Genomic DNA, 24,418 nt, shown 5'->3' with positions numbered 1-24,418 from the left:
CCCGCCGGGGAGCGGCAACTAGATACTAGACTCCGCCCGTCCCGCTTCCTCTCACGCAACTCTCCCTGGAGGTCCTGCATGAAGCGCAGCACCCGCATCCTCGCGGCCGTTGCCGGCGCGGCGCTCCTCGCCACCGCGTGTGGTGGCGACGACGACGCGACCGTCGATCCCACTGGGACCGCCACGGCGGAACCCACGGACGGTGCGACCGGCGCACCGACGGTGGGCGCCGACTTCGCGGCGTGCCAGGTGACCGACACCGGCGGTATCGACGACCGCTCCTTCAACGCGACGGCGTTCAAGGGCATCGAGGACGCCCAGGCCGAGTTCGGCATCGAGGGTCAGGTCCTCGAGTCGCAGTCGGACGCGGACTACGAGCCCAACATCAACCAGTTCATCCAGCAGGGTTGCGACCTGATCATCACGGTCGGGTTCCTGCTGGGTGACGCCACCAAGGCGGCAGCCGAGGCGAACCCCGAGCAGGACTTCGCCATCGTCGACTTCGCCTACGACCCGCCCCTCGACAACGTGCTCGGTCTGACGTTCGAGACCGACCAAGCGGCCTTCCTCGCGGGCTACCTCGCCGCGGGCATGACCCAGTCCGGGCAGGTCGGCACCTTCGGCGGCCTGAACATCCCCACCGTGACGATCTTCATGGACGGGTTCGCGGCTGGTGTCGCCAAGTACAACGAGGACAACGGCACGAGCGTGGAGGTCCTGGGGTGGGACCCGGCCGCTCAGGACGGTCTGTTCACGGGCGACTTCGAGAACCAGGACAACGGCCGCAACACGACCCAGACGCTGATCGAGAACGGGGCGGACATCATCATGCCCGTCGCCGGTCCGGTCGGACTGGGCGCGGCCGCCGCCGTGCAGGAGTCCCCAGCGGAGGACATGGTCATCTGGGTCGATACCGACGGGTTCGTGAGCGCGTCGCAGTTCTCGAGCCTGTTCCTCACCAGCGTGATGAAGAACATGGACGTCGCGGTCACGACCGCGATCGAGGACAAGATCAACGGCGAGTTCGAGGGCGGCTTCTTCAGCGGCACGCTCGAGAACGACGGCGTCGGTCTCGCTCCGTTCCACGACTTCGAGGACGCGGTGCCGCAGGAACTGAAGGACACGCTCGACGAGTTACGTCAGGGCATCATCGACGGGTCGGTCTCGGTCGATCCCGCGGACTACGCCTGACGTTCCGGTGACCGAGCGGAGGGGCGCTGACCACTCGGTCGGCGCCCCCTCTGCGCTCTACGGCCGCGACCACCGACGAGGACGGGAGGGTCGGTGAACCTCGAGCTGCGGGGGATCACCAAGCGCTTCCCGGGGGTCCTCGCCAACGACCACGTCGATCTCGTGGTCCGACCGGGCGAGATCCACGGTCTGCTGGGGGAGAACGGAGCCGGCAAGTCGACGCTGATGAACATCCTCTACGGGCTGTACTCGGCCGACGACGGTGAGATCCTGATCGACGACGGACCGGTCCACTTCGACGGGCCAGCCGACGCTATCGCCGCCGGTATCGGGATGGTCCACCAGCACTTCATGCTGATCCCCGTCTTCACGGTCGCCGAGAACGTCACGCTCGGCACCGAGCGCACACGCGGCCTGGTGGGGCTGCTCGACCGGGGGCAAGCCGAGCGAGATGTGCGCGAGATCTCGGAGCGCTACGGGCTCGCGGTCGACCCAGGCGCGATGGTCGAGGACCTCCCCGTCGGCGTCCAGCAGCGGGTCGAGATCATCAAGGCCCTGCTCCGCGACGCCGATCTGCTCATCCTCGACGAGCCGACGGCGGTCCTGACGCCCCAGGAGACGGAGGAACTGTTCCGGGCCATGAGGGCCCTCAAGGCGGCGGGCAAATCGATCGTCTTCATCTCGCACAAGCTCAAGGAGGTCACGGCGATCTCCGACACGATCACCGTCCTGCGTCAGGGGGCGGTGGCCGGAACGGTGGACCCACACGCCGCCAGCGAGCGCGAGCTCGCGTCGCTGATGGTGGGACGTGAGGTCGTCCTGGAGGTGGATCGCGCTCCGGCGGTACCACAGGAACCGGTGGTGGTGGTATCCGACCTGCACGTCCAGGACGAGCGGGGCCACATGGCGGTCGACGGCGTCAGCCTCGAGGTCCGGGCGGGCGAGATCGTCGCGATCGCCGGTGTGCAGGGCAACGGGCAGACGGAGCTCGTGCGCGCTCTCACGGGCCTGGCCGATGCCGTCTACGGCACCATCTTCCTGCGCGGTCGTGACCTGACGCACGCCGACCCGAAGGCCTGCATCGATGCTGGGATCGCTCACATCCCCGAGGACCGCCACCGCGATGCGATGGTGGCGGACTTCACGATCGCCGAGAACCTCATCCTGAACAGCTTCGACCGCGCACCCTTCTCTCGCCACGGCACGCTCGACACGGAGGCGATCGAGAGAGCCGCGGAGGAGGAGGTCGAGGCGTTCGACGTCCGGACGCCGTCGATCCGAACGATCCTCGGCTCGCTGTCGGGGGGGAACCAGCAGAAGGTCGTCGTCGCCCGCGAGTTCTCGCGGGACATCACGTTGCTCGTGGCATCGCAGCCGACTCGGGGCCTTGACGTCGGGTCGATCGAGTACATCCACCGCCGCCTCGTGCGTTCCCGCGACGAGGGCACGGCGGTCCTGATCGTGTCGTCCGAACTCGATGAGGTCATGTCCCTGGGCGACCGCATCGCGGTGATGTACCGCGGCCGGATGTTCGGCCCCTACGACGCGCCGGTTGACCGCGACCGCATCGGACTGCTGATGGCCGGGGCGGTGGAAGGGCTCGAGCCGACCGGCGACGTGGATGGACCGGCGTGAGCGCTGTGGTCGGGCGGGGACGCCACCTCAACGCCATGCTCATCACCGTGCTGGCGTTCGTGGCCGCGCTGCTCGTGGGCGCGGTGATCATCGTCCTCTCCGAGGAGGCGCTGCTCGCCGCCTGGGGGAGCTTCCTCTCCGATCCCCTCAACGCCATCGATGCCTCCTGGGACGCGGTCTACGGCGCGTACTCCGCGCTCTTGGCGGGATCGATCGGCTCGCCGCTGCAGATCGTGGACGCGGTCGCGTCGGGTGATGGGGCTCGGATCCGCTCGGCTCTCGCCCCTCTCGGAGAGACGATCGTGGCGGCCACACCGCTCATGCTCGCGGGTCTCGGGATCGCTCTGGGCTTCCGGGCTGGGCTGTTCAACATCGGTGGCGAGGGCCAGTTGCTGATGGGCGGCGTCTTCGCCGTCTTCGTCGGCTTCGGCCTCACCGGTCTGCCGGCGGTCGTGCACCTCCCCCTCGCCCTGATCGCGGCCGTCGTGGGTGGCGGGCTCTGGGGTTCCATCCCGGGCTGGCTCAAGGCCCGGACGGGGGCGCACGAGGTCATCACGACCATCATGCTGAACCAGATCGCCATCCAGTTGACGCTGTACCTGTTGAGCACGACCGCGTTCCAGCGACCCGGCCGCAGCGACCCGGTCAGCAAGATGATCGAGCCCAGTGCCCAGCTCCCGGGCTTCACGGGCATCCTCCGACTGCACGCCGGCATCCTGATCGCGCTCGGGATGGTCTGGGTCGTGCACTGGTTGCTGTTCCGCAGCACCCTCGGCTTCCGGTTCCGAGCGGTGGGTCTCAACCCCGAGGCGGCGCGAACCGCGGGCATACGGGTGGGGCGCAGCACCATCCTCGTCCTGGCGATCTCCGGTGCGCTCGCAGGTCTCGGCGGCGGCGTGCAGATGCTGGGCCTGCAGCGCTCGCTGACACCGGGTTTCAGCGGAGGCATCGGCTTCGACGCCATAACGGTCGCGCTGCTCGGGCGATCGAGCCCCATCGGCACGATGCTCGCTGCACTGCTGTTCGGCGTGCTGAAGGCGGGATCGCTACGGATGCAGGGCGCCACGGGTACCGCGCCGGATCTGATCATCGTCCTGCAGGCGCTCATCGTGCTCTTCGTCGCCGCACCGGCGCTCGTCCGCGCCACGTTCCGCCTCCGCGACCGGCACGTGGCGGCCGACCCGGCGCCGGCGACCGGCTGGAGCGTGTGATGACCGCCACGACCGTGACCCGGACTGTGTCCGACCCCAGACGAGCCCGTGGCCGGGGCATCTTCCTCCTCGGCCTGGCGGTGGCCACGGTCGGCCTGTTCGCTCTCACGGTCGGAGGTGGCGCCGACGCCCGGTTCGGCCTCAACACCTCGAGCGCCGGGATCGAGATCCCGGATCTGGTCCTGCCCGTGCGAGCGACCGTCATCGCCCTGGCGGCGGTCATCGCGTTCCTCGGTGGCAGACAACTCACGCGCGGGTTCGGGACACGCATCGGCGTCGTTCTGGTGATCGGCACGCTGCTGTTCCTGTTCGCCTTCCTGACCTGGGCCGCCGCGGACGCCCAGCTCAACCTGATCTTCCTGCTCCGCAGCACGATCATGCGGTCCATCCCGCTGGCGCTGGGAGCGCTCTCGGGGGTGCTGTGTGAACGCGCCGGCGTCGTGAACATCGCCATCGAGGGACAGTTCCTGGTCGGCGCGTTCGCCGGCGCGATAGTCGGCAGCGCGGTCAACAACGTCGCGGGGCTGTTCGCGGGTGTGCTCGCGGGGGGAGTCCTCGGAGCGATCCTGGCGGTCGTCACCATCCGTTTCGTGGCGGACCAGATCATCGTGGGGGTCGTACTGGTCGTGTTCGGGCTCGGGATCACGGGCTTCCTCAACGATCAGATCCTGGTGCCTAACACCCACCTCAACGCCCCGCCCATCTTCCGGCCCATCGACGTGCCGCTGCTGTCGGACATCCCCATCGTGGGGCCGTTGCTGTTCGACCAGAACATCCTCGTGTACCTGACCTTCGCGCTGGTAGCGGTGCTGCACGTGGCGCTGTTCCACACGCGCTGGGGCCTGCGGGTCCGGTCCGTCGGCGAGCACCCGAAGGCCGCCGACACCGTCGGGATCGACGTGCACGCGGTGCGCTACCGCAACGTCATCCTGGGCGGTCTCGTGGCTGGACTGGGAGGGGCGCACTTCACGGTTGGGTCGGTCGGCAGCTTCAGCAAGCAGATGACCGGCGGGTTCGGGTTCATCGCTCTGGCGGCCATGATCGTCGGGGCGTGGAAGCCCGTCGGGGCGCTCGGGGCGGCGCTCCTGTTCGGGTTCGCAGCCGCTCTCAAGGACTCGCTCGCGATCCTCGGCGTCCCCATACCGTCACAGTTCCTCACGATGGCGCCGTTCATCGCCACGATCCTCGTCGTGGCGGGCGTCGTCGGTCGCGCGCGGATGCCGGCCGCGGACGGCCAGCCCTACATCAAGGAGTGAAACGACTCGGTTGGTCTACCGTCGTCCGGGCTACTTGAGACCGACTCGGTTGGTCTACCGCCCTCCGGCTACTTGAGACCAGTCAGCTGAGGACGGAGCCGATGCGCTCGATCCCTTCGGTGAGTTCGGCCTCGCCCAGCGCGTAGCTGATCCGGGCGTGGCCGGGCGCCCCGAACGCCTCGCCAGGTACCAACGCGACCTGCGCCTCGTCGAGGAGCAGGTCGGCGAGGTCGAGCGTCGTCGCGACCGGGCGCCCGCGCACCTCCGTGCCGAGCACCTCGTGGAACCCGGGGAAGGTGTAGAAGGCCCCCTCCGGCTCCGAGCACGTCACGCCCGACAGGGCGCGGAGCATGTCCACCGCGATGCGGCGGCGGCGATCGAAAGCCTCGACCATCTCGGCGACCGCGTCCTGGGGACCCGTGAGTGCCTCGAGCGCGGCGGCCTGCGCGACGTTGCAGACGTTGCTGGTCAGGTGGCTCTGTAGCCGTGTCATCCCCGCGGCGACGTCCTGGGGCGCGATGACCCAGCCGACCCGCCATCCCGTCATCGCGTAGGTCTTCGCAACGCCGTTGACGACCACGCAGCGCTCCGCTGCCTCGGGCGCGACCACGGGCAGGCTCGCGAACGTCGCATCGCCGTAGACCAGGTGCTGGTAGATCTCATCGGTGATGACCCAGAGCCCGTGCGACGCCGCCCAGGCTCCGATCATCGCGACGTCCTCGGGGTCGTAGACGGCTCCGGTGGGGTTGCACGGCGAGACGAACAGCAGCGCCTTCGTGCGCTCGGTCCGCGCCTCCTCGAGCTGCTCGACCGATGCCCGGAACCCCGACGCCTCGTCGGTCGACACCACGACCGGCACGCCGCCCGCGACCGCGATCTGCTCGGGGTAGCTGACCCAGAAGGGGGCGGCCAGGATGACCTCGTCGCCGGGGTCGAGGAGTGTGGCGAAGACCTCGTAGAGCGCCTGCTTGCCCCCGTTGGCCACGACGACCTGCTCCGGTGACGCGGCCAGTCCGGAGTCGGCCTTCGCCTTGGCGGCGATGGCATCGCGCAGGGGACCCAGACCAGGAGTCGCCGAGTACTTGTGCGCGGACGGGTCTGCGCAGGCGAGCTGAGCCGCGGCGACGATGTTGGCCGGTGTCGGGAAGTCCGGCTCGCCGGCACCGAAGCCGATCACCGGTTGTCCGGCTGCTCGCAAGCTCGCCGCCTTGGCGGTGACGGCCAGCGTCGGCGAGGTGCTGATGGCGGCGACGCGGGCGGAGACGGGTGAGCTCACGGGCGCCTCGGGTCGTGGACGGGCGGTGGCGAGGGTAGCGACGGGCACGCGACGTGGTTCACTCGCGCCCCCTCACATGTTCGGAGCTCTCGGTTCGTGGATCCGTCCGACGTCACCATCCCCCGTTCGCTGTTGCCCGCCGATGGCCGCTTCGGCTGTGGACCCACCAAGGTCCGCCCTGAGGCGGTGGCGCGCCTGGTGGCCGTGGGCAAGACGTTGCTCGGCACCTCCCACCGCCGTGAGCCGGTGCGCGCGCAGGTCGGACGGCTGCAGAGCGGACTACGCGATCTGTTCCGCCTTCCCGACGACTACGAGGTCCTCCTCGCGAACGGTGGAGCGACCACGTTCTGGGACATGGCCGCCTTCGGGTTGATACGCGACCGCAGCGCCCACTACGTGTTCGGTGAGTTCTCGAGCAAGTTCGCCGCCGCGGCGCGTGCGGCACCCTGGCTCGAGGACCCGGTCGAGGTCGAAGCCGAGCCGGGGACCCGCCCCGACCCTCGCCCCATCGAGGGCGTCGATGTGCAGGCGCTGACGCACAACGAGACTTCGACGGGCGTGATGATGGACCTCGTGCGCCCCGACGACGCGCTGGTCGTGGTGGATGCGACTTCCGCGGCAGCCGGCCTCCCGGTGGACCCAGCCGCGTTCGACGTCTACTACTTCAGCCTCCAGAAGGGACTCGCGTCCGAGGGTGGTCTCGTCGTTGCGCTGCTGTCTCCGGCCGCGGTGGAGCGCATCGGCGAGCTCGCACCGGCCGCCGAACGCTACGTGCCGACGTCGCTCGCTCTGAGCGTCGCGCTAGACAACAGCCGCCAGCGCCAGACCTACAACACACCCGCGATCACGACCCTCTTCCTCGCCGCCGAGCAGGTGGATTGGCTCAACGGCAAGGGTGGTCTGCGGTGGGCCGTGTCGAGCTGCAGAGACAAGGCCGAGCACGTCTACACCTGGGCCGAGGAGCGGCCTTGGGCGGCCCCGTTCGTCGCCGATCCCGCGGCGCGGTCCCACGTGGTCGCGACCGTCGATCTCGACGGGGTCTCCGCGGACAACGTCAACGCCGTCCTCAGACGGCACGGCGTCATCGACACCGAGTCGTACCGCAAGCTCGGACGCAACCAGTTACGCATCGGGTTGTTCCCGGCGGTCGATCACGCGGACGTTGAGGCCTACACCGCCTGCGTCGACCACGTCGTGGAGCAGCTCAGCTGAGGAAGGCGCGGATCTCCGTCGCAGCCTCGGCCCCGTAGACGTCCGTGAAGCGCTCGAGGAAGCCCGCTGGCGCCACGTCGTACTCCTGTGTGCCGACGTGCTCGAGCACGTAGGTCGCCATGAGCGCCCCCACCTGCGCACGGCGCTCCCACGCCAGCTCCCACGACAGCCCCGCGAGCAGACCCGCACGGAAGCCGTCTCCGACACCGGTGGGATCGACCCGACGACGTTCGGGTGCGGCTGGCACCTCGATGCTCGGTCCACCGGGCTGATCGATCACGCATCCCTTCGGGCCCAGGGTCGTGATGCGCGTCCCGACGCGCCCGAGGACCTCGTCGGAGCTCCACCCGGTCTTGCTCTCGAGCAGGGCCCTCTCGTAATCGTTGGTGATGAGGATGTGCGCGTGCTCGACCAGTGCCCTGATCTGCTCACCCTCCATCCGAGCGAGCTGCTGACCCGGGTCCGCGAGGAAGGGGATACCCCCGTCCCGCGCCTCCCTCGTGTGACGCAGCATCGCCTCGGGGTCGTTGGGCGAGATCACCACCAGGTCGAAGGCGCCGACGCGATCGACGATGGGAGCCAGCTCGATGAACCGTGCCTCCTCCATAGCGCCGGCGTAGAACGACGCCATCTGGTTCTGGTCCTCGTCCGTGGTGCAGAGGAACCTGGCCGTGTGCTTCAGCTCGGACACGTGCACGCCAGCGCAGTCGACGCCCTGACGTTGCAGCCAAGCGCGGTAGTCCGCGTTGAAGTCCTCGCCGACGGCGCCCACGAGGATCGGGCGCTCGCCGAGCTGGGCGAGGCCGTAGCAGATGTTCGCCGCCACGCCGCCACGCCGCACCTCGAGTTCATCCACGAGGAAACTGAGGCTGAGCCGGTCGAGCCGGTCAGCCACGAGCTGGTCGGCGAAGCGGCCCGGGAACGACATGAGGTAGTCAGTCGCGATGCTGCCGGTCACGGCGATGCGCACACGGGCCTCCGCGGCAGACGATCGGCAGGATGGTGCGCAGGCTAGCCGTCAGGACGCGGCTACCGCCCCTGGGTCGTCGTCCTCGAGCGGGAGGTGGACGGGCCCGGGTGGTGCCACGCGTTCGAGCATCCACCGGGTCGGTTCGCCCTTTCCTCGTCGCTCGACGAGCTCGCGCCACCAGGCGCGGCCCTCCTCGGAGAGCGTGTCGATGGGATCGAACATCGGGTAGAGCCGCCTCAACGCCTGCGGATCGTCGTCCTCGATACCGGTGCGGTAGTTCTTGGTCCAGTAGCTGATGCCACGCACACGGTCGTAGTGATCCAGCATGTGCACCCAGCGCTTGCCGACGAAGGGAACGTCGCACACGATCCGTGGGGTCGCGAACCCCGGCAGGTAACCCATGATGGCGTGCTGCAGCTGCTGCGCCCGCGCGACCGAGATGCGCCAGTGCTCGGAGTTGGGGATCACGTCGCACGTGTAGAAGTAGTAGGGCATGACCTGCGCGTGGTCGAGCAGGGTGAAGCACAGGTCGAGCAGCTGGTCGGGAGAGGTGTTGACGCCGCGCAGCAGCACGCCCTGGTTGCGCACGTCCCTGACGCCGGCCTCGAACAGCCGGTGCACGGCCTCGGCGACGAGCGGCGTGACGGACTGCGCGGCGTTCACGTGCGTGTGCACCGCGAGGGCGACGCCGCGGTCGTGGGCCTTCCGCGCGAGGCGTTCGATGCCAGCGACGACGTCGTCCTGGAGGAAGTGCTGGGGGATCCCCATGAGCCCCTTGGTCGCCAGACGGATGTCACGGATGTTGTCGAGGTCGAGCAGGCCGGAGACGAACTCCTCGAGGCGCTTGATCGGCAGGTTGGCGACGTCGCCTCCGCTGACGACGACGTCGCGGACCGCGGGCGTCGATCGCAGGTACTCCAGCATGGCCTCCCACCGCGCGGCTCGTTTGGCCTTGAAGCGGTACTTGTCCACCACCTCGGTGGAGTTGCCGACCAGATCCATGCGCGTGCAGTGGCCGCAGTACTGGGGGCACGTCTCGAGCAGCTCGGCGAGGACCTTGGTGGGGTAGCGGTGGGTCAGGCCCTCGACGGCCCACATGTCCGCTTCGTGCAGGCTGTCGCGCTCGGCGAGCGGGTGTGACGGCCACTCGACGTCCCGATCGGTGAACACCGGCAGCATGTAGCGGCGGATCGGGTCGTGCTCGGGATCGTCCCAGTCGATGGTGTTGAGCATCTGCGGGGGGATGAGCATCGACATCGTGGCGCGCTCGGCCTGATCACGCAGCACATCGCGGAACAACGCGTCGGGCAGCAGCTCTCCCAGCGTCTGCTTGAGCTGCGCCAGGTTCTTGACCGTGTTGACGCGCTGCCACTGCGCATCCCGCCAGGTGGCGGCATCGACGTCGCGGTAGCCGGGGATGCGGGTCCAGTCCGGCTCGACGAACTCCCGTCGCAGCGGGTAGGGGAACGGCTGGTCGACGGCGTGGGCACGCGCGGGGCGCGATCGAGATGCCACGACCTGCTCCTCGACGGGGACACGACCCAGGGTACGAGCGGCGGTCGGCCGTGCGCGGGAGCAGCGCCCGTCGCGCGCGCAGCGGACGTCAGTCGGTGGTGTGGTCGTCGCCCCGCTGATCTTGCAGGAACCGTTGCAACTCCGCGGCGATCTCGTCGCCCGTCGGGAGTGGACCCCCCATCCCACCCGCGTCGAGCTCGGCGTCGAACGCGGTCTCGAGCTGGCGTACGTGTTCGGTGATCTCGGTCGATGCCGATGCGGCCGCGTCGAGCCGCTCGCGATGCTCGGCCACCTCGAGGCCGAGCTCGGTCATGTCGATGGCGGCGTCGAGGTGAGCCGCCACGCGCTGCAGCAGCGCCTGAGCCCCGGCGGGGTACTCGCCCGCCACGTAGTGGGGGACCCGCGCCCACAACCCCAGCGTCGTCAGGCCGGCATCCCGCAGCGTCGATTCGATGATCACCTGGCAGCTGGCAGGCACGACGACCTCCTCGTGCGGTCGTCCCAGCTCCCCGAACAGGTCCTCCCGGCTGGCCGTCGTGATCACCCGAGCGGGCCGGGTGTGCGGGACGGGGCCGGGGACTGCGCCCAGTCCGATGTACCGCTCGGCACCGACCAGCCGAGCCAGCTCGACGATGTCACGCGAGAGCGCCTGCCATCCGAGGTCCGGCTCGGTGCCAGTGATCAGCAGCGCGTCGAAGCCTTCGGGCGCGGACAGCTGGATCAGCGAGACGCCGGGCCAGTCGGGTTCACCGAGCACCCCACGGTCGATGTGCAGCAGTGGTCGCCGGTCGCGGTAGTCGAACAGCGCGTCGGGATCGAAGCTGCCGATGGTCCGCGCGTGCCACGCGTCCGCGAGGAGGGCGGCCGCCGTCGTTCCGCCGCGACCCGCATCGGTCCACCCGTCGAAGGCGAGCAGCAGCAGGGGATCGACGAGCGTCTCGTCGAGCGGTCCGTCCAGGCGCAGGGTCTCCACACGGCGGAGCTTACGGGCACAGCACCCGTCGGCGACGTGGCAGGCTGCGACGGTGGGCGGAACCGAAGGGCTCGACGAGGCGACCGCCAGGTGGCTGACCGCTGCGGGTCGCGAGGTCGTGACCCGTGCCGCGGCGCTGTTCGCCGAGGGCGAGGACGCGTTGCGGATCGGAGTCGTGCTGCGCGAGGGAGGACTCCCGCCCGCGCGCGCGGCCGCAGCGGCCATGGCCGCGCGCGCCCGGCTGGCGGCGAGCGCGAACGGCTGGCAAGCCGACGAGCTGCTCACGACCGCCGCGGCGCTCGAGCAGGCCAGCCACCCGCTCGTCGCGCGGTGGCGCTCGCGGAGGTTCGCCGGCCACGACACGGCCGATCTGTGCGCGGGCACCGGTTCGGATGCCACCGCCATCGCCGCAACCGCGCGGCGTCTCGTCGTCGTGGAACTCGATCCCGGGCGGGTGCTGCTCCTCGCACACAACCTCCGCCATCACCGCGCAGCAGCGGTCCGGGGTGACGCGCTGCGACCCCCCATCGCGATCGGCGTCGCGGTCCACGCCGATCCCTCGCGGCGCACGCCGCGTGGTCGCGTGCGTCGGCTCGCGCGCTACGTGCCGGCGGTCCCTGCCCTGCTCGCGGCGACCGAGGAGGCTCCGGGGCGTGCCATCACGGTCTCGCCAGCCGTGGACCTCGACGATCCCGATCTGCCCCCGGGGGCAGAGATCGAGTTCATCGCGGTGCAGGGCCAACTCGTCGAGGCCGTCATCTGGCTGGGCGAGCTGCGTGCGCCAGGGGTCCACGCGACCGCGACGCTGTTGCCCGAGGAACGGACGTGGTCGCGCACGACGGAGGTCCCCGGCGAGGTCACGATCGCACCGATCGGGGCGATCCTCATCGAGCCCAACCCCGCCCTGGTCCGCGCGCGCGGCCACGACGGGTTGGCCGAACGCATCGGGGCGCACCGGGTGTCGCGTGTCCGGGCGCTGCTGACGACGCAGAGCGACCCTGGGCCGTCCCCCTGGTACCGGCGTTGGCTCGTCGAGGCCGTCCTGCCCGCGCATCAGCGCGCCGTGCGCACCTGGCTGCGGTCCGCTCCCGATGCGCCCCTCGAGATCGCGACCGCGGGCATCGAGGCGACACCCTCGGGATGGTGGGAGGTGCTGGGACGGCCCCAGCGTGGCCCGCAGGGGCGCCGGCTGTGGCTCCTACGGCTCGATGAGGGGGGTGTCGCCGTGGCCTGTAGAGCGATCTGACGCGGCCGCGCCGACGCCCCCCGGCCAGATGTCGAGTGCGCGTGCTTCGCCCTGTGGCGGTGGGCAGGTACCGTTGGGGCATGAGCACCGCTGTTGTAGATGCCGAACGTGTCGACGAGATCCCCACGCAGCGTCCTTGCACCCGCTGCGAGGGTCAGCAGCACCTGCTCGGCCACGCCGAGGGGCTGGGCAAGTACCGCTGCGACACGTGCCAACTCGCGATCGGCTTCGACCTCGAGGCTGACGTGCCCGAGTTTGTGATCGACCGAGGTCTGCCCAGCCGCTACACCAAGGACGTCTTCGGGACCGTGCTGCTGCCCGAGGAACGGCGCCTACGGCCACGCCACGGCCACCCCGAGATCGCCGAGCAGAGCTGACGCCGCCTCAGGGCCGCTCGTCCCGCTCTTCAGCCTGCCGCCTCGCCCTCCGCTCTGCTTGCTGTGCGGCGATGCGCGCCTCCGCCTCCTCCGGTGTCGGCGCGGTGCCGCCCGCGTGTGCCGGCAGCCACCAGCGATCGTCGGGCCCCGACGGGTGCTGCGGGTGGAGCTTCTGCGCCTCCTCGAACAGCTCGGTGATGCGTGCCATCAGCTCCAGGGTCGTCCCCAGCGGATCGCCGGGATCGGCCTCGAACGGCGTCCCGTAGACGACCGTGACCGCCAAGCCGCGGCGCAGTTGCGGTTCGCGCCACTTCGTGAGCATCCGGTGCGCCCCCCAAACCGCCGTCGGCACGAGCGGCACACCGGCCTCCGCGGCCATGCGCGCGGCCCCCGTCTTGCCGGCACGCGGAACGAACGAGGGGCTGATGGTTCCCTCCGGGTGGATGCCGACGAGATCACCCCGACGCAGGTGTTCGACGGCATCGACCACGACGCGGCCGGCGTCGCCGTACGGGTCGGCCTCGATCATGTGCAGGCGCCGCATCAGCGGCCCGGCGATCGGGTGCGCGAAGACCTCCCTCCGCGCCACGAAGCGCACGCGGCGGCGAGGGCGGGGCGGGGCGAGCACGACGAAGGCGAAGTCGACGTAGCCGACGTGGTTGCTGGCGAGGACGGCTCCACCCTCCCGCGGGATGTTGTCCAGGCCATGCGCCTCGACCCGGAACCCCATCACGCGGATGGCCAGGTCGAACAGCGCTTCGGCAACGGGGTACAGCTCGGCCACGCTCTCTCGCCGTCCATCAGGGGGTCCGCAGGCCAACGCTAACCTCACTCGGAGCCCGACGTCCCGAGGCTGTCGAGGAGCACACCCTTGCCGCTCGCCACGGAAGCTGCGAGCGCAGGGGTGGTGTCGTCCCCGATCCCACTCTGGGGCTGGGTGCTGTTCGTCGCGGTCGTGGTCGGGCTGCTGCTGGTGGATCTGCTGGTCCTGCACCGCGACGCACACGTCGTCAGGACCCGAGAGGCGGCGCTCTGGTCGGTGATCTGGATCGGGCTCGGTCTCGCGTTCAGCGGCATCGTGGCGCTGATCTACACCGATGCCGGCCGGGCCGTGGGGGAGTACCTGTCCGGGTACCTGATCGAGAAGAGCCTGTCGGTCGACAACCTGTTCGTGTTCGTGCTGATCTTCGCCTACTTCTCGGTGCCGGACGCGTACCAGCACCGCGTGCTGTTCTGGGGGATCCTCGGGGCGCTGGTCTTCCGCGGTGTCTTCATCGCCGTCGGCGCGGTGCTGCTGGCGAGGTTCTCGTGGGTCGCGTACCTGTTCGGGGCGTTCCTGGTGTTCACCGGTGTGCGTCTGGCCACCCACGACGAGGTCGAGGTCCACCCCGAACGCAACCCCGTGCTCAAGCTGCTGCGACATCTGTTCCGCATCACGCCCGACTACGAGGGCCAGGCGATGTTCGTCCGTCGCGAGGGCGCGCTCTGGGCCACGCCCCTGTTCGCCGTGCTCGTGGTTGTGGAGTCGACCGACGTGGTCTTCGCCGTCGACTCGATCCCGGCGATCTTCGGGGTCACGCGCGACCCGTTCCTCGTCTTCAGCTCCAACGCGTTCGCGCTGCTCGGCCTCAGGGCGTTGTACTTCCTGCTGGCATCGGCGGTACGCCGCTTCCGCTACCTCGGGCCCGGTGTCGCCAGCGTGCTCGTGCTCGTCGGCATCAAGCTCATCCTCGAGGAGGCCACCGACGTGCACTTCCCGGCGTGGCAGCCGCTGACCATCATCGCCCTGATCCTCGGCACCTCCGTGTGGTTGTCCCTCCGAGTGGAACGACGCGACGGAGGTGGGGGTGTGGCGGGCGACCCGCCGGACGATCGCGAGGAACTGGAGACGCACCCGTGAACTGGACATCGGATCTGCTGACGCCTGACGAGGTGCTCGCGCGCTACCACGCGGGCCCCGATTCGGGCGTGTTCACCGACGGTTCGTGCTCACCCAACCCCGGGCCGGGTGGTTGGGGCGCGGTCTACGTGGTCGACGGCGAGATCGTGGCGTCGGCCCACGGTGCCGAACCGGACACGACCAACAACCGGATGGAGCTGCAGGCTCTGATCGCGGGCACCGAGCTGGTTCCCGTCGGGACTTCCGCCACGCTCTACAGCGACAGCCAGCTCGTGGTCAAGACCATCAACGAGTGGGCTGCCGGATGGGCGCGCCGCGGGTGGAAGCGCAAGACCGGTCCCATCGCCAACCTCGACCTGGTGCAACGGGCCTACGCGGTGCTCCAGGAGCGTCCCGAGCTCACGGTGGCGTGGCTGGCGGGACACGCGGGCTACCGGTGGAACGAGTACGCCGACGCCCTCGCGAACACGTGGCGCCGTGAGGCCTGATCCGACCGCGAGTGCCGGTCCGCGGGGCGGGGCCGGTTGTGGCTGGATGTGACCGCGCAGGTGGCGGTGGCCGACCACGATGTGGATCCGGACGAGGTCGCGGGGGTGGATGTGGGCATCATCCATCTGTTCGCTGCCGCGACCGATGATGCGGCGCTGGTGGTGTCGGGGCGGGCGCTGCGGGCGAAGGAGCGGCTGCATCTGGACGACAGCCGCCAGCGCGGCAAGCATCTGGGCCGCAAGGCCCCCAAGCGGGGGCAGCGCGGCTCGCGGCGCTACAAGCAGCTGCGGGCACGGCAGCGCAAGGCCGAGACGCGTCACCGTCGTCGGGTCCGCCAGCCCCACCACCAAGCCGCCAAGCGGGTGATCGAGTTCGCCGTGTCGGAACGGGTGGGGACGTTGGTGGTGGGCGATCCCAAGGGCATCACCGACCGCGACATCGGGGCGGTGGGCAACTGGCGGTTGCGGGCGTGGCGCCGCACGCACCTGATGGCGGCGTTGGCCGATAAGGCCGCAGCCGCCGGGATCCGCCTGGTCACGGTCGACGAGCGGGGGACGTCGTCGAGCTGTCCCGACTGTGGCCGGCGCGTCCCCAATCCGTCCGGCCGGATCTTGACCTGTCCGCACTGCGGACACCGCGGCCACCGCGACATCGCCGGTGCCCGCAATTGCATGAACTCGCGCGAACTTGCTGGCGACGGAGGTTGGATGGACGGCGCGAGTTCATGGAACCAGCCGCCAGAGGCGGCGGGATCATCCGCGCTCCGGTGCGGATCGAGCACCGTCGAGCAGGCACCCCTGCACGGCGTGACCGGCGCCGACACCTGCACGATGTCCGCCGTCGGTCTGGCCGGGCTCCGGGCCGCCCACCCACAGCCCGCGTGGATGGGAGTCGCTCGCCCCCACGGCGAGGATCACGGACGCGAGAAACACTTCCGTGACGGAGCACTAGGTTGGCACCGACAGGAGGGACACACGTGCGGCTGCGACGCGCTGCCACGGGGGTAGCGATGCTCGGCGTACTCGCCTCGGGGTGCGGTGGCGAAGACACCACCGCTGCATCGTGTCCCGAGCTCGCGGACGAGGTCATCGCGACGGTCCAGGATCTGGTGGATCAGGTCAGCTCCGAGGCACCGGAGGTCGACTTCGAGGGTCTCGACGGGCGGATGGAGGACTTCCGGCGCCAGGCGGAAGATCTGGGTTGCAGCGACGACGAGATGGAGCGTCTCGTCCTCGAGCGCGTGGATGACATCGAGGTCGAGGGACCGCTCGGCGCCGGTCCTGCCCGAGCTGCTCCGGGACATCATCGACGGGACGACGGGCTGAGCGGAGCCCTCCCTGGAGATCCGCCCAGCCCGAGGGCCGCCGCCGTCACGGCGACCCGGCTTGGTCAACCCACCCGGCCCAGCCACGGTATGCCCGACAGGATCGCCGCGAGCAGGTCGTACAGCAGCTGAGGGTCGGTCGCACGCGAGACGTCCTCGTCCGCGGTCCGCTCGACCAACGCGATGGCCCGCCGGGTCGGTCCCGTGACGTCCCCCCACGCCACCTGCGGCCCCTCGACGCCGAGCGCATCGACGCTGGTCGCCGTGAAGCGCCAGGTGGAGCCGGCCGGGGCGACGGTCTCGCCGTGAGGCCCGAGGACGCGCACCGGCCCATCGGCGGTCACCGAGGCGTCCATCGCCTCCCAGGTCAGGCCGACGCGCACCCGCGCGGGAGTCTCTTCGGATGTGGATAGTTCGGCACCGGAGTAGTAGTGACCGAGTATCTCGTCGTAGTTGCCGCCGTCCTCGGCCCAGCCCTTGGCGCCGTACTGGCTCATCCCGACCCCGTGACCCCAGCCACCGCCGCGGACGACGACGTGGGTCGGGGTGACCTCGAACCCGATGCGACTCGACGGCAGCGTCTCGGGCATGCGACCGCCGTCGGACCGGGGCTGGGGGAACGAGCCGGGGAAGAGGGCAGCGGCCTGCGCGGACACGAAAGCGCGGAACTTGGACACGCCCATCTCGACCCGGTGGCCATCCGCACGCGTGATGCGGATGCGGTCGGTCCGGCTGAGAGGGTGGTCGTAGTCGGCGGGGAGGCGCTCGAACGCGACCGCAGGGACGGCCGCCGAGAGCGCATCGCCGCTGGCGAGGATGGCGTCCATCTGCTCACGCGTGAACCGCACCGTCCAGGCGTGCAGGGGCGAGGCCACATCGTAGGGATCGTCGACCTGCTGAAGGTAGGCGTGGTCACCGTCGTCGGGGAACACGTCGACGTTGCGTCGGGTCGAGCCTCCTGAGGTCGAGAAGAACCGGGCGAGGATCGGTTCGCCCTCGTGGGTGAGGACCTCACCGGCGGTGTCAGCGACGGCCGCCGCCCAGCGGGCGCCGAGTTCGGGGACCTCGATGATCTCGCGACCGTGGAAGACCTGGCACGCGACCGTCGCGCAGATGTCGAAGTCGAGCCCGCGCTCCTGGTAGGAGGCGGCCTCGATCGAGTACCAGGCGTAGGTGCGGGCGGCGACCGCCTGCGTCTTGAGCGCCTCGACGTGCCAGTGCGCCGGCATCTCGGCGAGGCCCTCGACGTAGGCGTCGAGGCCGAGCTCGTTGACGACCACGAGCCTGCCGTCAGGCCCCGGCAGGACCTCGACGGTGTCGCTGTAGCGGCCGTGGCCACCGATCGTGAACGTCGTGCCCGGTTCCGCCTCGAAGCGGTACGCGGCCGGGTGGAGCAGGACGCTGGTGTCCTCGGCGGCGGTCGCCGGCGACGGGAGCGTGGCCAGCGACGCCAGCACGAGGATGGCCGCCAGGGCGATCCGGGATGGGCGGAGCAGGGTCAGGGAGGTGGACGGCACGGTGCCCTCGTGTCGTGTGAGTGGGGGAGGGGTCATCGGTGACCGGCGAGGCGGGCCGCGCACGGGGCGCGGGACGGATCCCGATCTCGTCGCCGGTACAGCCCAACGCCCGGGGCGAGGCGAGGTTCCGTGACGCCGGTCGGCGTGCGTTCTGCGGACGCCGAGTGGCGGGTCAGTTCACGCGGCTCACTCCGGCAGGGTCAGCTGCCACAGGCTGCGCCCGAAGGTGCCCGCGACCAGGGTCCGCGTCGGGACGTTGTAGGCGAGGTCGAGTACCGGGGCCTTGGGCATGCCGTGCCCGACCGCGAGCCACGAGCCGGCGTCGGCGAGCAGGAACACGCCGACGTCGGTGCCGACGATCACCTCGTCCTCGATCAACAGCAGGTCGTTGACGGGTGCGGAGGGGAGGTCACCACTGATGTCGGTGAACGTCGCCCCGCCATCGGTGGTCTCGAACACCAGCGCCCGGTCGTCACCCTGACGGAAGCCTGTGTAGGTCACGTAGGCGTGGTCACGATCGACCGGGTCGATGACGACGCGGCTGACCCAGGTGTCCGCGACCGCCGCATCGACGCCGATCCGCGTCCAGGTCGCCAGGTTCCCCTCCGGAGCGGTCCGAGAGCGGTTTTCGACGTCGCCGCCGCCGGTCCCTGCCGTGACCGCCGATCGGCGCCCCTCCTCGGACTTCCCCGAGAAGGTACGTTATGTCAACCAAGGCGTTCAGAGGCTGCAGGCAGGTCACGAGCTGCGCCGTCGGACCCCGGTCCCCCGCGATCCTCCCTGTGTGGCTCAGTCAGTATCCGGCCGCCACCCGCCTGCGTCCGTGTACGTGATCCGGTGCCAGGTGGCACCGGATCACGTACATCGACCGTGGCGCACGCGTGGGCCCCACGCCGGATGCTTGCCTCGTCGAACAGGTGTTCGGTACGGTGGGAGACATGACGACCGAGACCGCCCGCGACCGCCTGCGCTGGTCCCTCGCGGACCGCCAGCCGCGCCTGTTCGACGACGAGCACGAACGCATCACCTACCCCGAGTTCGCCGGGATCGAGTTCCTCCACGTCCGCGCCAAGACCATCATCAACCAGATCCCGTCGGCCGCGCACCTGCCGTTCGAGCACACGATCAACGTCTACCGAGGCTGCTCTCACGGGTGCTCTTTCTGCCTGGATGGCGCGACACCGATCCTCATGGCCGACGGCCGCACGAGGCCGCTCGCCGACATCCGTCCGGGTGACGTCGTGTACGGAACGAGGCGCGATGGTTCGTACCGCCGCTACGTGCAGACCGAGGTCCGCGATCACTGGTCGACGGTCAAGCCCGCGTTCAAGATCCGCCTGGCCGATGGGACCGGGTTGATCGCAAGTGGAGAACACCGGTTCCTCACGAACCGGGGCTGGAAGCACGTGACCGGCAGCGACCAGGGGCGCCGTCGGCGGCCCCACCTCACCCTTCAGAACTCGTTGCTCGGAACCGGCGGGTTCGCCGAGGCACCCAAGGACGACGCGGAGTACCGCCGTGGGTACCTCGTGGGGATGATCCGCGGTGATGGGTCAATAGGTTCCTACTCGTACGCCTACGGGGATGTGCATCGGTTCCGACTGGCGCTGGCAGACCGGGAAGCGCTCGACCGGTCGGTTGAGTACCTGCGCGACTACGCCCTCCACCTGGAGCCGTACGTCTTCCACGAGGCCACCGATACCACACGGCAGATGCTCGCGGTACGCGCGTCCTCACGTGATGTCGTCGAGTTCATCCGCGAGCTCGTCGCCTGGCCCAGGCGAGCCGGACTGGGATGGTCGAAGGGCTTCCTCGCCGGCATGTTCGATGCCGAGGGCAGCTACAGCGCGGGCGTCTTGCGGATCGCCAACACCGACTCCACGATCCTGGAGCGCATCGTGACCGCAGCGAACTCCCTCGGCTTCGACACCGTGCTGGAACCCGCGCGGGCGAACGGCTGTCGCACGGTGCGGCTCCGAGGCGGACTGCGCGAGCACCTGCGTTTCTTCCTCACCGTGGATCCGGCTATCACCCGGAAACGTGTTCCTCCGCCCGGCTACGCCCTGAAGTCGGACGCCGATCTGCGGGTCGTCGAGATCGCACCCCTCGGCATCGACATCCCCATGTACGACGTCACAACCGGAACCGGAGACTTCATCGCCAACGGGGTGGTCAGCCACAACTGCTTCGCACGGCCCACGCACCGCTACCTCGACCTGGATCCTGGCGAGGACTTCCACCGGGTGATCGTGGTGAAGATCAACGCGGTCGAGAAGCTGCGGGCGGAGCTCGCGTCGCCGCGCTGGTCGGGCGCGACCATCGCGATGGGGACCAACACCGATCCCTACCAGCGGGCCGAGGGCCGCTACGAGCTGACCCGGGGCGTGATCGGGGAGCTGACGAGGGCCCGCAACCCCTTCTCCATCCTGACGCGGTCACCGCTGATCACCCGCGACCTCGACCTGCTCGTCGAGGCCGCGTCGTCCGCGCCCGTCTCGACGGCGTTCTCGATCGGCACGCTCGACGAGGAGCTGTGGCGCTCGCTGGAGCCCGGGGCACCCCACCCGCGCGGGCGCCTCGAGGCGGTCGCGAGCCTGCGGGAGGCGGGTCTCCCGGTCGGGGTCATGGTCGCCCCGATCCTGCCGGGCCTGACCGACAACCGGGCGCACCTCGAACCGGTCGTGCGCGCGGCCGTCGAGGCCGGCGCGACCTCGATCACGCCCATCGTGCTGCACCTGCGTCCCGGCGTCCGCGAGCACTACCTCGGCTGGCTCCGCGAACACCGCCCCGACCTGCTCACGCGCTACGAGCAGCTGTACGCGCGTGGCAGCTACGCCGAGAAGGCGGCACGCACGCGCATCGCCGGCCGCGTCCATGCGCTCGTGCGCGAGCTCGGAGGCCCGCGCGCTCGCACGTAAGGTGGATGACCGAGCCAACGCGCCGATCGGAGTGGACGTGGCCACCGTCACCGCCGAGTTGCAGGACAAGCTCCAGGTCGCCATCGACACCGGCACGCACACGTTGCTCGCCGACGAGCCCACGCGTGCGGGCGGCGACGATGCCGGCCCCGATCCCTACGAGCTGCTGCTCGCCGCGCTCGCCGCCTGCACCGCGATGACCATCCGCCTGTACTGCGAGCGCAAGGAGTGGCCGCTTCAGGGCGTCACGGCGGAGTTACGTCACGAGCGCGTCCACGCGCGCGATTGCGAGGACTGCGACGACGACCAGCGCGGCTATCTCGACCGCATCACCAGCGACATCCGCATCGACGGCGACTTCACCGACGAGCAACGCACGCGCCTGATGGAGATCGCGGTGCGCTGCCCAGTCCACAAGACGCTCGAGCGGAGCGTGAGCCTCAGCGATGACGTGACCGTCACGTAGTCCAGGGTCCGTGTACCGCTCTGCGCGGTCATCACCGACAGGACCGGTACCCCGACTGACCGCGTCGCGCGGTCACGGTGAGGTGAACTCGATCTCGTCACCGGCTGCGTCGCGGACGACGACGTCATCGAACGTCAGCCGCAGATCGAAGACTCTCCCGCGCCCGTCATCGACGTGGAACGTGACGGCGTGGGCGCGCCCATCGAGCGCCTTGCTGCGGCCCTCGAGGCTGAACTGCGGCCCCCAGGCCCCCGGGCCCGGCTCGGGGAGGTCGAACAGCGGACCGCTCAGGACCGGCCCGTCGAACCGGTCGACGATGGCCGCCAGCTGCTCCACGCCGAACGTCTCCACCACCTGGCCCTCCGGGGTCGACCGGCGCAGGCTCGCGTGCACGTCCGCCACCGGGTGCAGCAGCAGCTGCAGACGGTCGTCGCCCCGCCCCTCCCCCGCCGTCGGGTGCCGCTCCGGTGCCACCTCGACGGTCACGGCGGCCACGCGGTAGGCGGGATCGAGCTCGACGCCCCACAACCTCGCGCCCTCGAGCACGGCGTCGAGGCGGTCGAGCGCTGCGGCGGAGCTCGGCACCTCACCCTCCTGTCGGCCGCCGGAGTCTACGGACCGTCCCGCACGACCGGCCTCCGTGCCCTAGCGTTCGGGTCCGACGCAACGGGAGCCGAACCATGGCGGAGGCCGCGGACACACGCGATCGCACCAGCCTCGAGGACGTGCGCAAGCGACGCGAGTCGCTCCACGCCGCCATGGTGGCTCTGGAAGCGGCCAACGCGGCCCCGGCCGAGAGCGACTGGGGCGGGGGGGTGCTCCACGCGCTCGAGGTCACCGTCACCGTCCTGAACGAGCACGTCGCGGTGGTCGAGGCGAACGACGGCCTGTTCGTCAAGATCGCGGCCGATGCCCCGCACGTGCTCGCGCGGGTCGAGACGCTGCGGCAGGAGCATGCGGAGCTCCTGGCGCGCGCCCAGAGCCTGCTCGAGACGTGTCGGGCGGGTGCGTGCTCGGCGGATGAGCTGCGTGAGGGCGTGCTGGCGCTGGTGACGGCTCTGTCGCGTCACCGCCACCGCGGCGCCGACCTGCTGTACGAGGCCTACCAGGTGGACGTATCCGCGGCGGACTGAGCCGCTCTGGTCACGGGGCTCCGGCCTCGACCTTCTCGCCCTCGTGGATGGTGGCGGCGAGCTGCGCGGCCCGGGTCTCGGCGTCGTCGAGCAGCTCGACACCCTCCTCGCGCATGATCGCGATGCGGCGCTCCATCTCCTCGGCGATGCGCTCGTCACGCTCCGACATCTCGTCGACGTCGAGCTCGGAGAAGTCCATGACGCCCATGGACACGAAAGCGTCCTTGACCTTGCCGCTCAGCAGGCCGATGTCGCGCACGGTCGGCACGACACGGCTGAACAGCGCCATCCGGAACGCACCCATGAGCTGTGCCTTGTCGACGTAGGCGACGCACTCGTCGACGTCGAAGCCGAGGCGCTCCCACACCTGCTCGGCGAGGAAGCGGTCGCGCAGCAGGTAGCTGGCCTCGACGACGAACTCCTCACGCTCCTTGCGCTCGGCCTCGGTGAGATCCGCGTACGCGTCCTTGAGCGCGAGCCGGCCGAAGGCCACGTGGCGCGCCTCGTCCTGCATCACGTAGGCGTTGATCGAGGCGGCGAGGGGCTCGCGCGTGTAGTCACGGATCAGCGAGAACGCGGCGAGAGCGACGCCCTCGATCATCACCTGCATCCCGAGGTAGGTGAAATCCCACCGTCCGTCGGTGATGGTCTGGTCGAGCAGGGTCTGCAGGTGCGGGTTGATCGGGTAGGCCAGCTGCAGCTTCTCGTTGAGGTAGCGGGCGTAGGTCTCGACGTGGCGACCCTCGTCCATCACCTGGGTCGCGGCGTAGAACTTCGAATCGAGGTCAGGCACGGTCTGCACGATCTTCGCCGCGCAGATCAGCGCACCCTGCTCGCCGTGGAGGAACTGGCTGTTCATCCACGCCGAGGTGTGGTGGCGCACCTCGTTCTTCTCCTCGCGGCTGAGCTTGTCCCACTGGGGCGAACCGAAGATCGGCACGTACTCGTCCGGCATCATGTCGGTGTTGCCGGGGTCGAAGTCACGGTCCCAGTCGATCCGCGTGTTGGCGTTCCACTGCTTGTCCTTGCCCTTCTCGTACAGGTTCAGCAGCCGCTGGCGACCCTCGTCGTACTCCCAGTTGAAGACGGCATCGCCTCCCACCTCGGGGATGACCCACTGGGTGGTCTCGATGGGCAAGGCGTAGCGGTGCGTGCTCACGGGTCAGCCTCCTTTGATGCCGTGGACGAAGAGGTCGGCGAGGCCGGCGGCGACCTCGTCGATCGGGGCGTCGGGCGGTTCGATCACGTACGACGTCAGCAGGCGGGCGTACGCATCAGCGAAGCGGTGGACCTCGGGGTCGCTGAGATGGGTCAAGCGATCGCGCAGGACGCGCTCGAGCGCGGGTAGGGCGGCCGACACGATCGGCCCCTCCCCCGCTACGAGGTAGGGCAGGATCGCCTCCGGCTCGGTGGCCAGGAGCCGATCGAGGACGGGGTGCTCCCGGGCCAGCTGCAGCGTCGTCGCGATCGCCCGCTCGAGCGCGGGGCGCAGGTCGGTGATCCCGTCCACCGCCGCGAGCACGTCGTCGAGGAAGCGCGATTCCTCGTGTGCTACGGCCGCACGCAGGAGCGCGTCCTTGTTGCCGAAGTAGCGGTAGACGGTCTGGCGCGACACGCCAGCCTCGCGCGCGACGTCCTCGAGCGACAGCTTCCCGAGGCCGAACCGGGCCAGCGCGGTCACGGTGGCGGCGAGGATCCGCTCACGGGTGGGCGCACGTTCGCTCGGGCTCGGCATGTTACGACTCTACGCGATACGTAACATCGTGACAAGCCCCCTCCGACCTGCGACGCGAGCGGTCCGACGTCGGC

The 24,418-nt window shown here is 69.9% G+C and carries 23 protein-coding genes and 1 pseudogene; 14 read left to right on the top strand and 10 right to left on the bottom strand.

The window, feature by feature from the left end; genetic code table 11:
* Positions 1–78: 78 nt before the first annotated feature.
* The 4 genes from KY469_07805 (at position 79) to KY469_07790 (ending at position 5,293) form a co-directional block, all read left to right on the top strand.
* Positions 79–1,191: a BMP family ABC transporter substrate-binding protein gene (locus KY469_07805; GenBank protein MBW3662987.1), complete on the top strand. Its 1,113-nt coding sequence runs from the start codon at positions 79–81 to the stop codon at positions 1,189–1,191.
* Between the two features lie 93 nt (positions 1,192–1,284).
* Positions 1,285–2,826, top strand: coding sequence for an ABC transporter ATP-binding protein (locus tag KY469_07800; protein MBW3662986.1), 1,542 nt, complete (start codon positions 1,285–1,287; stop codon positions 2,824–2,826).
* Positions 2,827–2,861: 35 nt separating this feature from the next.
* On the top strand, positions 2,862–4,037 hold the full coding sequence (locus tag KY469_07795; GenBank protein MBW3662985.1) for an ABC transporter permease: 1,176 nt from the start codon (positions 2,862–2,864) through the stop codon (positions 4,035–4,037).
* The gene (locus KY469_07790; GenBank protein MBW3662984.1) at positions 4,037–5,293 is read left to right on the top strand and encodes an ABC transporter permease; all 1,257 of its coding nucleotides are present in this window, start codon (positions 4,037–4,039) and stop codon (positions 5,291–5,293) included. The genes KY469_07795 and KY469_07790 overlap by 1 nt, the downstream gene beginning before the upstream one ends.
* A gap of 82 nt (positions 5,294–5,375) precedes the next feature.
* Here the strand turns inward: KY469_07790 and KY469_07785 are convergent, their stop codons facing one another.
* Positions 5,376–6,569 carry a pyridoxal phosphate-dependent aminotransferase gene (locus tag KY469_07785; GenBank protein MBW3662983.1) on the bottom strand — a complete coding sequence of 398 codons (1,194 nt, stop codon included), beginning with the start codon at positions 6,567–6,569 and terminating at the stop codon, positions 5,376–5,378.
* 96 nt (positions 6,570–6,665) lie between these two features.
* Between KY469_07785 and serC the strand changes: the two genes are divergently transcribed.
* Positions 6,666–7,781 (top strand): phosphoserine transaminase, encoded by a 1,116-nt coding sequence (serC, locus tag KY469_07780; GenBank protein MBW3662982.1) that lies wholly within the window; start codon positions 6,666–6,668, stop codon positions 7,779–7,781.
* Here serC and KY469_07775 read toward each other — a convergent pair.
* The 3 genes and pseudogenes from KY469_07775 to KY469_07765 all read right to left on the bottom strand — a co-directional run bounded on the left by KY469_07775 (position 7,774) and on the right by KY469_07765 (position 11,239).
* Positions 7,774–8,751, bottom strand: coding sequence for a carbohydrate kinase family protein (locus tag KY469_07775; GenBank protein ID MBW3662981.1), 978 nt, complete (start codon positions 8,749–8,751; stop codon positions 7,774–7,776). The two genes, serC and KY469_07775, sit on opposite strands and share 8 nt — an antisense overlap.
* A gap of 168 nt (positions 8,752–8,919) precedes the next feature.
* Positions 8,920–10,266, bottom strand: a pseudogene (locus KY469_07770) (lysine 2,3-aminomutase).
* An 88-nt stretch (positions 10,267–10,354) separates the two neighbouring features.
* The gene (locus KY469_07765; GenBank protein MBW3662980.1) at positions 10,355–11,239 is read right to left on the bottom strand and encodes a PAC2 family protein; all 885 of its coding nucleotides are present in this window, start codon (positions 11,237–11,239) and stop codon (positions 10,355–10,357) included.
* Between the two features lie 52 nt (positions 11,240–11,291).
* On the opposite strand from KY469_07765, the gene KY469_07760 reads away from it, so the two are divergent.
* Together KY469_07760 and KY469_07755 are read left to right on the top strand one after the other, a co-directional pair.
* Complete coding sequence (locus tag KY469_07760; protein ID MBW3662979.1) at positions 11,292–12,485, top strand: hypothetical protein; 1,194 nt, start codon at positions 11,292–11,294, stop codon at positions 12,483–12,485.
* An 80-nt stretch (positions 12,486–12,565) separates the two neighbouring features.
* Positions 12,566–12,862: a hypothetical protein gene (locus KY469_07755; GenBank protein ID MBW3662978.1), complete on the top strand. Its 297-nt coding sequence runs from the start codon at positions 12,566–12,568 to the stop codon at positions 12,860–12,862.
* A 7-nt stretch (positions 12,863–12,869) separates the two neighbouring features.
* On the opposite strand, the gene KY469_07750 is transcribed toward KY469_07755, so the two are convergent.
* Positions 12,870–13,592: a 1-acyl-sn-glycerol-3-phosphate acyltransferase gene (locus KY469_07750; GenBank protein MBW3662977.1), complete on the bottom strand. Its 723-nt coding sequence runs from the start codon at positions 13,590–13,592 to the stop codon at positions 12,870–12,872.
* 177 nt (positions 13,593–13,769) lie between these two features.
* On the opposite strand from KY469_07750, the gene KY469_07745 reads away from it, so the two are divergent.
* From KY469_07745 to KY469_07730, 4 genes are all read left to right on the top strand, one after another.
* Positions 13,770–14,762 carry a TerC family protein gene (locus KY469_07745; protein ID MBW3662976.1) on the top strand — a complete coding sequence of 331 codons (993 nt, stop codon included), beginning with the start codon at positions 13,770–13,772 and terminating at the stop codon, positions 14,760–14,762.
* Positions 14,763–14,794: 32 nt separating this feature from the next.
* Positions 14,795–15,250, top strand: coding sequence for a ribonuclease HI (locus KY469_07740; protein ID MBW3662975.1), 456 nt, complete (start codon positions 14,795–14,797; stop codon positions 15,248–15,250).
* A 66-nt stretch (positions 15,251–15,316) separates the two neighbouring features.
* The gene (locus KY469_07735) at positions 15,317–16,258 is read left to right on the top strand and encodes a transposase (GenBank protein ID MBW3662974.1); all 942 of its coding nucleotides are present in this window, start codon (positions 15,317–15,319) and stop codon (positions 16,256–16,258) included.
* Positions 16,228–16,707: a hypothetical protein gene (locus KY469_07730; protein MBW3662973.1), complete on the top strand. Its 480-nt coding sequence runs from the start codon at positions 16,228–16,230 to the stop codon at positions 16,705–16,707. Before KY469_07735 ends, KY469_07730 begins: the two co-directional genes overlap by 31 nt.
* Here the strand turns inward: KY469_07730 and KY469_07725 are convergent.
* Both KY469_07725 and KY469_07720 read right to left on the bottom strand, forming a co-directional pair.
* The gene (locus KY469_07725) at positions 16,641–18,092 is read right to left on the bottom strand and encodes a SpoIID/LytB domain-containing protein (GenBank protein MBW3662972.1); all 1,452 of its coding nucleotides are present in this window, start codon (positions 18,090–18,092) and stop codon (positions 16,641–16,643) included. The two genes, KY469_07730 and KY469_07725, sit on opposite strands and share 67 nt — an antisense overlap.
* 186 nt (positions 18,093–18,278) lie before the next feature.
* Positions 18,279–18,593, bottom strand: coding sequence for a hypothetical protein (locus tag KY469_07720; GenBank protein MBW3662971.1), 315 nt, complete (start codon positions 18,591–18,593; stop codon positions 18,279–18,281).
* Between the two features lie 437 nt (positions 18,594–19,030).
* Between KY469_07720 and KY469_07715 the strand changes: the two genes are divergently transcribed.
* Positions 19,031–21,010, top strand: coding sequence for a radical SAM protein (locus KY469_07715; GenBank protein ID MBW3662970.1), 1,980 nt, complete (start codon positions 19,031–19,033; stop codon positions 21,008–21,010).
* A gap of 37 nt (positions 21,011–21,047) precedes the next feature.
* Positions 21,048–21,476 carry an OsmC family protein gene (locus tag KY469_07710; GenBank protein MBW3662969.1) on the top strand — a complete coding sequence of 143 codons (429 nt, stop codon included), beginning with the start codon at positions 21,048–21,050 and terminating at the stop codon, positions 21,474–21,476.
* 72 nt (positions 21,477–21,548) lie between these two features.
* Here the strand turns inward: KY469_07710 and KY469_07705 are convergent, their stop codons facing one another.
* Positions 21,549–22,061 carry a hypothetical protein gene (locus KY469_07705; GenBank protein ID MBW3662968.1) on the bottom strand — a complete coding sequence of 171 codons (513 nt, stop codon included), beginning with the start codon at positions 22,059–22,061 and terminating at the stop codon, positions 21,549–21,551.
* Between the two features lie 95 nt (positions 22,062–22,156).
* Between KY469_07705 and KY469_07700 the strand changes: the two genes are divergently transcribed.
* On the top strand, positions 22,157–22,609 hold the full coding sequence (locus KY469_07700) for a hypothetical protein (protein ID MBW3662967.1): 453 nt from the start codon (positions 22,157–22,159) through the stop codon (positions 22,607–22,609).
* 10 nt (positions 22,610–22,619) lie between these two features.
* On the opposite strand, the gene KY469_07695 is transcribed toward KY469_07700, so the two are convergent.
* Positions 22,620–23,768, bottom strand: a complete 1,149-nt coding sequence (locus tag KY469_07695; GenBank protein ID MBW3662966.1) for a ferritin-like domain-containing protein — start codon at positions 23,766–23,768, stop codon at positions 22,620–22,622.
* Positions 23,769–23,771: 3 nt separating this feature from the next.
* Complete coding sequence (locus KY469_07690; GenBank protein MBW3662965.1) at positions 23,772–24,344, bottom strand: TetR/AcrR family transcriptional regulator; 573 nt, start codon at positions 24,342–24,344, stop codon at positions 23,772–23,774.
* Positions 24,345–24,418: the final 74 nt, after the last annotated feature.

This window comes from Actinomycetota bacterium, from assembly GCA_019347575.1.
Classification (GTDB): Bacteria; Actinomycetota; Nitriliruptoria; order Nitriliruptorales; family Nitriliruptoraceae; genus JAHWKY01.
This window is presented reverse-complemented; position numbering and strand designations above follow the sequence as displayed.